This window comes from Legionella sp. 16cNR16C (genome assembly GCF_021297775.1).
Taxonomy (GTDB): domain Bacteria; phylum Pseudomonadota; class Gammaproteobacteria; order Legionellales; family Legionellaceae; genus Legionella_C; species Legionella_C quinlivanii_A.
In genome coordinates this window covers 1,041,986-1,055,195 of record NZ_JAJTMX010000002.1, presented here as the reverse complement: position 1 = coordinate 1,055,195, position 13,210 = coordinate 1,041,986, and the positions used below count along the sequence as shown (strand labels likewise).

The following is a 13,210-nucleotide window of genomic DNA, read 5'->3' as shown; positions in this document are numbered from 1 at the left end:
TTTAACTATTTCCAGCATAGGGACGGGCAAGAAATAACAATGGACTTTAAAGATTATTATCAAATCATGGGCCTGGATAGAGCGGCCAGCCAGGATGAAATCAAACAAACCTATCGCAAACTGGCAAGAAAATACCATCCAGATGTCAGTAAGGAACCCGGTGCCGAAGAAAAATTCAAGGAACTGGGAGAAGCTTATGAGGTATTAAAAGATCCGGAAAAAAGAGCGAAATACGATAAATACGGTCAATACTGGAAACAGCAGAGCGAAGCCCAGCAACAATATGGCCAGGACTATGAACCCCAGTATCAGTATACTGGTCATAGTGACTTCGATCCTGCCGATTTTGAGGACTTTCTGGGTTCCATATTCGGCCGGCAAGCAAGGCGCGAGCAATCAGGCTTTTACGATCAAGGCCAGGATGTCCATGCCCAGCTGACCATCAGCCTTGAGGACAGCTACCAGGGTAGTGAAAAAATACTTCAGCTCCAGATGCCTTCGATCAATAAACAGGGGGAACTGGAGTATCAGCAACGCTCCATCCGGGTAAAAATTCCCAAAGGAATTGGCAATCAACAGCAAATTCGGCTGAAAGGCCAGGGCGGAGAGCGGGTCGCAGGCAAGCGCGGTGATCTGTATATTGAAATTCATATTGCTCCCCACCCTCTATTTCATCTGGAGAAGAGAGATATCCATCTGAAGGTCCCTATTACGCCTTGGGAAGCAGTTCTTGGTGCTAATATTGAGATACCCACACTGGGCGGCACAGTAAACATGAAAATTCCGGCTTACTCTCAGACAGGTAAAAAGATGCGTCTTAAAGGACGCGGCCTGCCAGGTAATCCGCCGGGCGACCAATACATTACTCTGGAAATCAGGATCCCGGAAACTGAAAACAGCGACATGAACAGGCTTTTCGAGCAAATGGCTAAAAGCGTTCATTTTAATCCGCGTGAAAAAATGGGAGCAGCTCATGAGCGATAAAAAGACTGGCACAATGGAATGCGAACAGCTATTTTCACTCTCTTTGCAGGAAATCAGCCATTCCTTTGGCGTTACCCGTGAGACAATCATCGAAATCGTTCAGGAAGGTATTGTTACGGTTAGTAGGAACGAAAGCAATGAGTGGCTATTTGACGATGAAGCCTTAAGACGTATCCGTACGGTTATTCGGCTCAACCAGGATTTGGGCGTTAATCTGGCGGGTGCAGGACTGGTTCTGGATCTGCTCGCTGAAATTGATCAGTTGCGTGGATTACTTTATTCACAGAAGTTATAGCCGCGGCAGCGCGTGATTTAATGGGATCCCGCGAACAAACATGCAGGTTGGGCCCTTGGGCCAACATTGAGTCCGGGAGTGGCTCAAGCGTTTGTTGGGCCAAGGGCCCAACCTACAATAATTGCTTTAAGCAGTCATTACCTGTTGCATAGCAGGAAGCGTTTCTGCGGCAAAGGGGGCAGGCCATTGAAGTCCCAATTCTGCAATCCGCCTGCCAAAGGCATCGATATACTCTTTCAGTTCAACCTGCAGAGCATCAATACTGAATACAGGACAGGCATTATCTTTGAGCATCTGATCCAGTCCGTCACGAATAGCAGCCCGCTCTTCCTCATTTTTTAACTGACCGATTTGTTTGCGAATGGTATATATCGCCCCCATCAGTTCTTTCGCGGATAAGGGTTCACGGGTTAAATCCTCAAACCAGTGAATCAGGTTATTGTATGCCCTGGAAGGAGAGGAGGAGAACCAATTGGAAAAACAGCTGCTTTTGTGGTGCTGGGCCATATATACTGTCGCATAATCATCCAGGCTATTAAAGGCACGCATGAAGTTAACTCGTCTTAAGCGTTCTGCGGCATGACTTATCGATTGATTAGCATCCTTTATTAATTGCTGCTGAGGAGAAGACAAACTTTTTTTATTAAGCAATATTTCCAAAAGGCCGGCATATTTATCAATCATGGTTGAGGCAATGGTCACATTGATCTCCAGCACCTTACGGCTATTCGGGTCTTTGGCATCCTTATTTTTAACTGCCGCCATAATTTCGGCATTGGAAAGTAATTCCTGCAGATAATCATTCATTTTACCATTAATCCCATCCTTTATCAGATTAAACACATCAGAAAGGGTAGAGGATGTGGAAGACAGAAACGAATGACCTGTTTTTTTTGTGGAATCCTGAACACGCGCCTGGGCTTTGGCAAGATCATTCACAGCGGCATTATAATGACCTCCCTGACTCATAATGCCTGCTTGCTGAGCCGATAACTGTTCATCTGCTGTGTTACCAGCCAGAATTCTGATTGCCTGTAACTGCTTCATTAAATCCATTTTTTCCGCATCTTCAAGCTTCATGACCGCCCCTTTTCGTATCCTTGAATTTAAAGTCTAGCGGGCATTTGAAAAAACAGGCAACTTTAACTCAAGGTAACCGAACCAGTCTCGGTTAAAGCAACGGACGATGAATTAGTAGCTTCTGCAGCAGCCGCCGGAGGATGATACAGAGAGGTATAAGACGCAATGCCTGGTTTTAATGCCGTTTGCCCAGTTAACAGCGTAATCCCTTGCTCAAAATTATGCGCTTTGGCGATATCAAGCGCTGTCTCACCTGCTTCGTTTTTCAAATCTATAAATTGCTGTATTGAAATCTTGTCTGAAGCTTTCTGTTTAAGCTCGAGCACCATTGAAATCAAATCAACACGCCGATTTGCAGCAGCCCAATGCAGGAAGCTGTTCCACTGAGAGTCCTGCTGTCTGATTAGGTTGAAGAACAGATCCGCAGGTAATTTGGAAAGTACAAAACGTCCCTGTGGTCGATTAAGCAGGTACATCAGCAAAGACTGAGACTCGTCCAGACTACCCCACTGCTGAATGGCAATATCGGCAAACAAGTTGACCATGATATTCCTGTGTGACTCTATATTCACTTTTTCCGGAATTGACAGAATATTAAAAATCGAGAACAAAAAGTCCAATCCTTCCCTTTTACGCGCAAGTAATTCAAAACGGGTTTTACCCAAATCGTTGTACTGCTTGAATAACTCATCCAGAGAAAAATTGTAATTAACCAAAACCGGGTTCTCTTGCAGATAATTCTGAAAGCACTTCCAGGAGCTTATGCCATCGGAATTATTTTTGTACAGATGCATGAGCAGAGGAAGACCCTTGGGCGTTCCAGTAGCCATTAAAAATGTATATAACAAATCCACAGGGATATTAATGATAAGCATATCCAGATTTTCATAGATTTCCTGAGTACTTAGTTGGTCTCTGGATAAACTAATCATTGCCTTAAGTCTTGCCTCTCTTATTACCTCATTTTGTTGATTTTGCTTTTCTTTTATTAATCCTTCTATGACCCGGATTTGCCTGTCTAATTGATTTTTATTACGCGCCCCTTGTCTGGTTAAATTTTTATCTAACAATAATTTGCGTGTATGAATTCTTTTCGCGATTTCAAGCTCGCTAATCTCTCCTGACAATTGTTCAACTTCAGGGATAAGAATCGGACCTCTCGTCGTAGAGATCTCTTGTATTTTAGTTCGTAAATACTGCACATCATATACCGGGGCATTCCCTTTTTTAGGCGCAGGGTTTTCGTAACGTGAGCAATCCAATGCGTTTAATGCGAGCTGCAGATTTAATTTTTTAGCCAGTTCCAGCGGAGTTAACCCTTCTTTATTTTTTACCTCAAATACATCCTGCTCTTCCATGACAAACCCGTCCTTTAAAGCGCTCGCTCTTGCTGCCATAATCGCTACAATAATATTCACGCGCTGATTGTTTACTGCCCAATGCAAGAGGGTATTTCCTTCTATGTCCTTGCAACATAAAGAGGGGAACAACTGGCTGCTGAATAGAATTTTGAACAGAGGACGTCCTGTCGGGTGGTTTAACAGAAACATTAATAAGCTATTCTTTCCAATCAAATCATCCCATGTATTGACAGAAGGAGCAGCAAACAGAATATCTTTAAACCGGGATAGGGTCTCTGTATCCAGCATGTCAGGAATGACCATTGAATCCCACATTTCTTTAAGAAAATCAAGGCCATGTTGTCTGAGACATAAGATTTCGAAATAGCTTTGACCCGAAATAGAATCTTTTTTAGCCAGCGCCTTTAAAGAAAAATAATGCTCCAGCTCCAGAGGATTATTTATAAAATAACGCTTCAACGCCATCCATTTATCATTCTCTTTTTTTAATCGGGAGATAAAACAATCATTGCCTCCATTTTCAGTCAGAATCAGCCATCTGAAAATAGTTTCCTGGGGGTGGTTCTTTTTAAACGTATTATCCAAAGCGCTTTCGGAAAAAGAATCAAACAGATTATTTAAATCGGTTTGAATCTTCTCTTCTATCCTGGACAATCTCGGTTTTTGTGCCATCAACTCCCGCTTTTCCTGTTGCAGTGAAGCCCATTTCTGTTTTAAAGCAGCTCCCTTTACCTCCAATGAGTTGCGCTTCTGCAAGGCTTTCAGCAATTCATCCTGATACGCAGCCTGTTCATTTGCGACGCTATCTAACTGCATTTTTATTTCTTCGAGAGAACCCGGCAAGCCAAATTTGCCTCCAGTTCCTGAATTGAAAAATTTAGGTGAACGAGCCAGCACATCTCCCGTGGGTAGAGAATCTATTCTTTGCGAAAGACTTCGAGAATTGCCCGACAAGCTGGCCGTGGTTTCTTTTGGCTCATCTTTAGGGATAGCAGCTTGTTTGCCTTTATTTCTCCTGTTCGAGCGGCGATTAGAGGTTTGTTTTTTATCTGCAACGCTTAAAGGCGCTTGCTCTTCCTGTGCCGTATCCGTCTTTTCAGAAGGTTCTTTTCCAGCCGCGACACATTCAATCATTGTTTCAACCGTCTCAGCCTCTTCCTGCTTTTCGACAGGGGGCTCTTCTTTTTTAATCAACCCCTTGTTCAGCAGGAAATCATCGTAATCCGTATAAGACCGATGCTCTTTAAGACAGTGCTCAAACGAACCGTGAGTTGAGTCTTCGAATCCATAATAATCATCCTTAGCAACCTCTAAAAGTACCTTTAAATGCTTTCAGAAAATCACTGATTAATTAGAATCCGTCAATTTCGCTTGGTAATTAAGATACGACATAATCGCTTGGTGGTAACAAATTTAGCTGTAGTAATTCTGACTTAATCTGACAATTAAAACCTCTTATCGAGGTTCCCATGGGTTTAGCAACTCTAATCCTGAATCTTCGAAATCTTTTATATTTTTTGTTACAACCACCAATCCATGAACTAAAGCTGTCGCTGCAATTAATGCATCTCTTTCTGACCGACTATCAGGTATATGAAACTTAGCGCATTGTTGTGCAACTGCACCATCTATGTTTAAAATTCGATCTGCAAAGGCAGGTAGCACATGGGCATTAAGCCACGTGCGCAAAATTGCTCCCTGAGAGGGATCTGCACGTTCCTTCTGTAAAATCCCCATTTCTATCTCAAGTATGCTAATTACTGATAAAAATAAGGATGCCGTAGATGCGGCTCTAGCCCAGGATATTACATTAATATTAGCTTTGGCACCTTTTCTTATTTCTGATACTACATTTGTATCCATTAAATACATTAATCAAACTCCTCTGTACGATAAATATTTCCTTTTAGCTTTGGTGCCTCAAAGTCTAAATCTGTAGTATCAGGCATAGCTAACAAATCAACTATTGTTTCTTTAGTTTTAGATAATTTTAAATAGTCTTCAATTGTTAAAAGGACATGAGCCGGATGTCCTCTGTCAGTAATAAAAACAGGCCCATGCGAAGAAGCCTTCTTTATTTTACTGACATCTTGATTAAATTCACGACTAGAAAAAGTGGAAATTGCCATTGCCAACCCCTTTATTTGTAGCTACATACCTACAATATAGAACAAATGTAGTTACTTGTCTACATTCTTTATACATTAATCTAACAACATTGTGAGCAATGGTTCTGACAATCCACTAACCAGACCTTTGTATTATTTTTTTGAATTAGATGGGGCACGAGAGACACACAAAAATCAACCACGGTAAGACGGATCATCGCTTCGGATAAACATTTGTGTATAATATATCCAGCCCCCTTCAATTCTTGCAATACCAATACCGGTCAGATTGTAATTCCCAAGAATATTGGCCCGATGACCTGGGCTTTCTGTCCATCGTCTGGCAACTTCTCTCGCCGGAATTTTCATATAAGCAATATTCTCAGCGCCTCCCCGACACAACTTAATTTTTTTGTACACCACATCAATCCGCTTATTAAATCCCTGATGTCCGAATGACATTTGCTTTCTTGCCATTTCCAAACTATGACGCTGGGCTTCAAGAGAAATGATCGGCACTAACTTTAAAGGAGGTCGATGGTGTTGCGCTCGATAACTGTTAATGTATTCAAGGATAGTTTGCTGAATTGCAGCATCACTTTGAACCGTTTTTGATGTCGAAGCGATTACTGAATAAGAGAACAATAAACCGAGAACCCCCGCTAGTATTTTTTTCATATTAACTCGCTACAAATGGATAAAAAATTGTCACGAGCGGAACTATCAACCAAAATGAAGAGTTTGTCTACAAAGATTTTAGCAATTGATGAGTAAAACTGGCCCTTAAGTAGAAGCCGCGGGGCAAGGTTCGGATTTTTTTGCCTTCAGCATCAAATCCATCGCATAAGGAACGTGCATTAGCAGCCTTGGGTCTAACCTGAAGATATTCACCCATGGAGGCATCAATTTCTTCAAGGCGCCCCATTCCAATCATGGTAGAATGCTCATGCCAATCGTCTGAGAGGATGCGCTCTTGCTCTTCATTAGGTGACCATAGGAACCCGCTGCCTATTCGTCTTTGCTCAAATGGAATCATAGTATCACCCTCAACCGGCACCCATAAAACCCTTTGAAGCTTCTGAAAGCATTGGGATTCTTTCCATGTTTCACGGTGAATGCTGGTTAAGGATATACTGGTCACAAAAGTGGATTCAGCAGGCTTTCCCAGTGCATTTAGAGGAATGGTCTTTAGCTCTATACCAAGATTCTCAAAATCAGGAACTGCTTTAGTGCCAGCCGTTGTCCCTAAAGCCAGTTCAATAGCTAAGCCTGTCCAGCCTTTTCTCTGGCTTTGTGTTTTCGGGATTGTACACTGTGTTAAACAGGCAAGCTGGCTCAAACTCAAACCAGCAATTTGACTACAGCGAGTCAGTAACTCGCTCTCGCTGCTTAACGCGTTTTTGCATAACGAAAGGCTCATAATCGGTTGCTTTTTCTTTTAATTCGACTGTAATCGGTGGTATGGGTGGTTTAATTCCTGCTTCCTTGAATTTCGCCATAATGGCAAAAAGAACTTTGGAGCGTATTTCAACCCGCGTGTTGAACTCAACGTTTATAAAATAACGCACTTCAAATTCAATCAGAGCTTCATCAATTTGTTTCAGAAACACCTGACAAGGCGGATCTGGAACAATTTCCGGAATTGTCGCCAGTACTTCCATAATAAGTGTTTGAACCAGACAGGGATCATCGGCGCGACTTACTTTCACAGGCACTACCGTTCGGATAATACTATCCTGATGGGTCCAATTGGTGAACGGCTTATTAAAGGTTTCAGCATTAGGTATTAATACTTCCATATTATCCCAGGAAGACACACGCATCGAACGAATACCGATATGAGCCACCTTCCCTTCATAGCCGCCCAGAGTAATCAAGTCTCCTTCCCTGACCGGCCTCTCAATTAACAGCATCAAGCCGCCTACGATATTGCTGGCGAAATCCCTTAAACCGAAACCCATTCCCACAGCCAGACCCCCGATCACCATTGACATGCCGCTAAAATCCAGGCCCAACACTCTTAGTGAGATAAAACCGCCTACCAGAATAACCGCGTATTGAGTAAAAACGGAAAGACTGTTTCTAATCCCCGCGTCACGGGCATCTCGATAGAGCCAGCGGTAGCAAAATTCCCGGGTCCATTTTGAAATCCAGGCACAAATTGAAAACAAAAGAAGAAATTCAAGCACACTGATAGCAGTGATTCGTATACCGGACAGATTAACGATGGGATACTCGCCCCATTGATAAAACTTACTGATAATTAGTGAATCCGAATGCCAGTCAAACAGTTGAAATAACACATACAAAGAAGCCATTAACAACATAATTCTTAATATTCTGTCAATGGGCTTAAGGATCACCTCAATCCACAGCCAACCATTTCTTAAACTGGAGATCATCCATTCCGACAACAACTCCAGCGCATCAAACATCAGCCCTCGGAGAAGTACATACCCGGTGATGATCATCAGGATCTGCACCTGATAGATACTCATTGTCCAGGCCAGATTGATATAACCAATAAGGCCCAGAGAAGCAGTGGTAAAGACAGTAAATGGTATTAATACCTCAAGCAATACAATGGCATGTCTCAGATATCTCTTCTTCGACTTTAATAAAGGATGGAGTAAATGCGAAATAAAATCCTTGCTCTTCCAGATCACAAGAGATACCGCTAACAAAAATAGCATGAACAGGCGGTTGAATATATCCTGAATCAAGATTGCCAGCGGCAGTTGATGACTAAATACCATCAGAGCAGTAGTCCATCCTCCAGCCATGAGCAGCCATTTGAAGCGATAGTACAAGCGCACGTCTTTGCCCGAAGAATCACTGATCCGCTCCAGAAGGGATCGTCTGGCGATTAAAATAAGAGTCCGGAAAGTCAGCCAGACCAGTAACAGATTGAACAGCATCTGGTAGTTTGAAAACGGAACATAATTGCCATAAAGAAGCACAAACAGAATGGCAGACACCGTCAGATGCGGTAAGTTTTTCTCAAACAGGTTTAGAACTCCGTCATAGAGATGACCTGACAAACGAGAGCGCTCTTTATCATTGTTTCGTTTCAATACCCTGCCCAGTGCCAGAGCGCTGACGAGAATAACACATACACCCATCCACAACAGCGCGGCAGGAAAAGTATCCTGCCATAGATAGTTATCCCTGGCCTTAAATGCAAGCGACTTGCAATAATTGTAAAATTGGGTAGGAATATGCGCCAGTTGTTTAAAAATCTCAGGCCAGCTGTCAATACGGTACTCAGACAAACTTTGCCTGACCGCCAATTGCTTTTTAAGTTCCTGCTGATGATTTTCGAGATCCTCCTGAAGCGTTTCCTCCTGAATAGAGATACCGGCAATTCTTGCATTAACTACTCGCAGTAATGAATTAAACTGCTGCTTTAAGTTGGAATCATTAAGATGAGGAAGTTCATTTTTTAACATGACAACCATTTTCTTAAGCGACTGCTCCATTTCAGATAACTGACTGATCATATTTTTATATATTTCAGTCACTGTTTGCAGGGTGCGAATATCAGGACTTTTCAGCAGCAGGAAATCAGCTCTTGCCAATTTACCCTGCAGATTTAATTCCGCAATTTTGTGCTGAGTCAGGTTAATGACCTGATTATTCAGAAGCAATCGCGCTTCAAGGCCATAGGTTGCTTTGAAATTACTGCTGCTTTTAATATCTTGCTGTAATTTTAAACTGTTTTGAAAAAGCTTTTGCAAAGAATCATTCAGCTTATCTTCCTGAGCATGGAGATTGGTAAGCTGGTCATTCATCTGTTCTTTTGATTTCCATAGCTCCAACTGGTCTTTCTGAACCTGCAAAATCTCCTGATAACGTCTGGCGAGTTTTAAATTTTCATTAATCAGATCAATAGTTTTTTTATTGATATCATTTAATGTATTGATTTTTTCAATCTTTTCCTGAGAACTGATTTGCGGAAGCTGGCTTGATGGGAATTGCTGTAATTGTTTCAAGCGTTGGCTAAAATCAGCCTGAAGCTTTTTCTGGTTTATCAGAAAACTTTCAAGACTGGTAATTTTGGCTTTATTTAATGCGATGGTTGCATTATTTTCCTGCAGTCTTTTTTGATATTCATCCTGGTTACCTGGCGGCGGCAGTGTTTTTACTTCGCCAATAGCAAGGGTTAAGCTATTTTTTTCCTGAGTTAGATACTCAATGAGCTGACTGCTGCCGTTGCTATTCGCAAAACTTAAGGCAGAACAAGCTAGCAAAATACCAGTAATGAACAAGATTAGAGTTTTTTTCACTTTCTTCTTATCAATAAAGTCAATTTTCTCACTGCAAATTGACAAGTTAATTCAAAATTGTACCACATTGTTCTTAATGTTGCCAATTAAGTTTGATTTCGCGACCTGCTAAAGCTCGGATAACAGCTTTTAATCTCTCTTCCCTTAAAGTCCTCTCTCCCCTCAGGGGAGAGAGTTAGAAGGAGGGGTTAAAATCAACCCTCACCCTAGCCCTCTCCCAAACTTGGGAGAGGGGATTTTCTCTTAGGTTTACGCCCACGCCGGCGCAGGAATAAGAAAAAATTCCTTAACTTAATGGCAATGGGAGTTAGGAAGAGGGGCTAAAATCAGCTCTCACTTTTTCACTTCGCTTTCGCCGTTGGAGCAAGCCGAATTCCTAATTCATTCAATTGCATTTCATTCACCGGCGTTGGTGCGTTAGTCAGCAAACAGGAAGCTGATTGCGTTTTAGGAAAGGCAATCACATCACGAATGGAAGTCGAATCAGTCAATAGCATGGCCAGGCGGTCAATTCCCAGGGCAATTCCACCATGCGGAGGACAGCCGTATTGAAGTGCATCGAGTAAAAAGCCAAATTTCTCCTGGGCCTCCTGCTCATCAATGCCCAATAATCTGAACACAGCCTGTTGGAAATCATACTGATGAATACGAATGGATCCGCCGCCTATCTCGTAGCCATTGATCACAATATCATAAGCCTTGGCAAGCACTTGCTCAGGGTTATTCTTCATCATCTCAATATCCAGCTGTTGTGGTGAGGTGAAGGGATGATGCATCGATTGCAGACGGTTTTCTTTTTCATCCATTTCAAACATGGGCCAGTCAGTAACCCATAACAACTGCCAGCCAGGCTGCACCAATTGTCTGTCATGACCCAGACGCACCCTCAAGGCGCCCATTGATTCATTAACGACTTTATTTGAGCCGGCACCGAAAAAGACCACATCGCCAGTTTGTGCCTGAACCCGGTCGAGAACCGCATTGACAATAGACTCATTTAAAAACTTGAGGATTGGCGACTGAAGCCCTTCATAGCCGAGGCTTCGATCATTGACTTTGATGTAAGCAAGCCCTTTGGCGCCATAAATGCCTACGAAATCCGCATAACCATCCAGCTCTTTTCGGGTGAGCTCACAACCCCGCGGTAATTTCATAGCAACTACACGCGATTTTGGATTCTCAGCGGCCTCAGCAAAAACCTTGAACTCACAGCCCTTAACCAAATCCTCAATATCGATTAACTCTAAAGGAATACGCAAATCAGGTTTATCGCTGCCAAAACGGCGCATGGCTTCAGCAAAACTCATTCTGGGCAGTGTCTCGGGTAACTCAACCTGTAACAAATCCTTGAATACTTTTTTCAACATTCCTTCAATGAGAGCCTGGATAGTGGACTCATCAATGAATGACATTTCAATATCAAGCTGGGTAAACTCAGGTTGACGATCTGCTCGCAGATCTTCGTCCCGGAAGCAGCGTACAATCTGGTAATAACGATCGAAGCCGGACATCATCAGCAGCTGCTTAAATAATTGCGGCGACTGGGGTAAGGCATAGAACTGACCGGGATGTACTCTTGATGGCACCAGATAATCCCTGGCCCCTTCCGGCGTTGCCTTGGTCAGCATGGGCGTTTCAATATCAATAAAATTCTGTTCGTTTAAATAATCACGAATCGCACGATTCATTTTATGTCGGATAATCAGATTGTCCTGCATATCCTGACGGCGTAAATCAATATAACGGTAACGATAGCGTAGATCTTCATTAACCACCTGAAATTCATCAGGCAGGAAAGGAGGAGTCTCGGACTGATTCAGAATTTGTAATTCAGTTCCCAGAATCTCAATTCGTCCAGTCAGCATTTTATCATTTACCATCCCGGATGGACGATTACGAAGCTTACCCTTGAGCTGCACTACGAATTCATGCCGTAATTTTTCCGCAACCTGAAACACATCAGAAAGTTCTGGCTCATAAACCACCTGAACAAGACCGGAGCGATCTCGCACATCAAGAAAGATCACTCCCCCATGATCGCGTCGATTATGAATCCAGCCACAAATTGCAACAGTTTCCCCAATCATTGTTTCATTTACTTCAGTGCAATAATGTGAACGCATAGGAGCCGCCTATCTATAACTATTGTTTAACAAAGTCAGCAGTCGAAGACTGCATAACGCCAAGAGAAATGATGTATTTTAATGCTTCATCGACACTCATTTGAAGCTCAATCACTTCTTTTTTAGGAACCAGAACCAGAAAACCAGATGTGGGATTCGGTGTGGTTGGAATAAATAAAGAAAGCATGTCCTGCCCGCAATGGGCGGTTAGCTCATCCGTTGTCGAGCCGGTCAGAAACGCAAGACTCCACAATCCTTTCCTGGGATACTCAACTAACATGACCTTCCTGAACGCCTGGCTGTTGCTGGCAAAAATAGCCTGAATGACTTGTTTTGCGGCGGTATAAACCGAACGAACCAGAGGGATACGAGCCAGAACGGCTTCACCCCAGCCCACCAGACGCTGTCCAAAAAAGTTCGTGGCAATGATCCCGGTAACAATCAGAACCACCAGAGACAAAATTACACCGAGGCCCGGAATCCTCATCCCAATCAGGGTTTCGGGTTGATAGGCCTGCGGCAGCAGAGCAATGGTGCTATCGAGCAGCTCGATTAGGAATCGAAGTATTACCAGGGTTACCAGAATGGGTAACCATACAACTAAGCCCGCAAGAATAAAGCTGCGCAGGGATTTGGATTTCAATCAGATTCACCCTTTACCTTAGTGCTTTCTGTTGTGGTTCCAGACGAGCCTTCAGAGGACGACTCTTTTTTCTGTGCCGGCTTATTTTTATTCTTGAAATCAGTAACATACCAGCCACTGCCTTTCAGCTGAAATCCTGCTGCGGATATAAGCCTTACAGCGGTATCCTCAAAACATTGAGGACATTGCCTGATTGGGGTATCACTTATTTTTTGCATCAAATCAAAATGATGATGGCAACTTGTACATTCATACTCATAAATTGGCATCATACGCTCCATTAAAATCGGTGTGCCTCGGAAAATGGAAATGACCACTCCCCTTTAATCA

Annotated in this window: 12 protein-coding genes; 2 read left to right on the top strand and 10 right to left on the bottom strand. The window is 42.8% G+C overall.

Annotated elements, in window-relative coordinates:
- Positions 1-39: 39 nt before the first annotated feature.
- Together LXA66_RS08560 and LXA66_RS08555 are read left to right on the top strand one after the other, a co-directional pair.
- Positions 40-984, top strand: a complete 945-nt coding sequence (locus tag LXA66_RS08560; protein WP_233012796.1) for a DnaJ C-terminal domain-containing protein — start codon at positions 40-42, stop codon at positions 982-984.
- Positions 974-1,279, top strand: a complete 306-nt coding sequence (locus tag LXA66_RS08555) for a chaperone modulator CbpM (RefSeq protein WP_112218688.1) — start codon at positions 974-976, stop codon at positions 1,277-1,279. Before LXA66_RS08560 ends, LXA66_RS08555 begins: the two co-directional genes overlap by 11 nt.
- A gap of 126 nt (positions 1,280-1,405) precedes the next feature.
- Here the strand turns inward: LXA66_RS08555 and LXA66_RS08550 are convergent, their stop codons facing one another.
- The 10 genes from LXA66_RS08550 to LXA66_RS08505 form a co-directional block, all read right to left on the bottom strand.
- Positions 1,406-2,359 carry a hypothetical protein gene (locus tag LXA66_RS08550; protein ID WP_233012795.1) on the bottom strand — a complete coding sequence of 318 codons (954 nt, stop codon included), beginning with the start codon at positions 2,357-2,359 and terminating at the stop codon, positions 1,406-1,408.
- A 62-nt stretch (positions 2,360-2,421) separates the two neighbouring features.
- Complete coding sequence (locus LXA66_RS08545) at positions 2,422-4,914, bottom strand: ankyrin repeat domain-containing protein (protein ID WP_233012794.1); 2,493 nt, start codon at positions 4,912-4,914, stop codon at positions 2,422-2,424.
- Positions 4,915-5,175: 261 nt separating this feature from the next.
- Positions 5,176-5,592 (bottom strand): type II toxin-antitoxin system VapC family toxin, encoded by a 417-nt coding sequence (locus LXA66_RS08540; protein ID WP_233012793.1) that lies wholly within the window; start codon positions 5,590-5,592, stop codon positions 5,176-5,178.
- On the bottom strand, positions 5,592-5,849 hold the full coding sequence (locus LXA66_RS08535; RefSeq protein ID WP_233012792.1) for a type II toxin-antitoxin system Phd/YefM family antitoxin: 258 nt from the start codon (positions 5,847-5,849) through the stop codon (positions 5,592-5,594). Before LXA66_RS08535 ends, LXA66_RS08540 begins: the two co-directional genes overlap by 1 nt.
- A 174-nt stretch (positions 5,850-6,023) precedes the next feature.
- Positions 6,024-6,506: a CAP domain-containing protein gene (locus LXA66_RS08530; RefSeq protein ID WP_233012791.1), complete on the bottom strand. Its 483-nt coding sequence runs from the start codon at positions 6,504-6,506 to the stop codon at positions 6,024-6,026.
- A gap of 67 nt (positions 6,507-6,573) precedes the next feature.
- Positions 6,574-7,248, bottom strand: a complete 675-nt coding sequence (gene mutH, locus LXA66_RS08525) for a DNA mismatch repair endonuclease MutH (protein WP_233012790.1) — start codon at positions 7,246-7,248, stop codon at positions 6,574-6,576.
- Positions 7,187-10,114 carry a mechanosensitive ion channel domain-containing protein gene (locus LXA66_RS08520; protein WP_233012789.1) on the bottom strand — a complete coding sequence of 976 codons (2,928 nt, stop codon included), beginning with the start codon at positions 10,112-10,114 and terminating at the stop codon, positions 7,187-7,189. Before LXA66_RS08520 ends, mutH begins: the two co-directional genes overlap by 62 nt.
- A gap of 341 nt (positions 10,115-10,455) precedes the next feature.
- On the bottom strand, positions 10,456-12,237 hold the full coding sequence (gene aspS, locus LXA66_RS08515; protein WP_233012788.1) for an aspartate--tRNA ligase: 1,782 nt from the start codon (positions 12,235-12,237) through the stop codon (positions 10,456-10,458).
- A 19-nt stretch (positions 12,238-12,256) separates the two neighbouring features.
- Entirely contained in the window at positions 12,257-12,880 is a 624-nt protein-coding gene (locus LXA66_RS08510) for a DUF502 domain-containing protein (protein ID WP_233012787.1), read from the bottom strand.
- Positions 12,877-13,149: an FmdB family zinc ribbon protein gene (locus LXA66_RS08505; protein WP_112219619.1), complete on the bottom strand. Its 273-nt coding sequence runs from the start codon at positions 13,147-13,149 to the stop codon at positions 12,877-12,879. Before LXA66_RS08505 ends, LXA66_RS08510 begins: the two co-directional genes overlap by 4 nt.
- Positions 13,150-13,210: the final 61 nt, after the last annotated feature.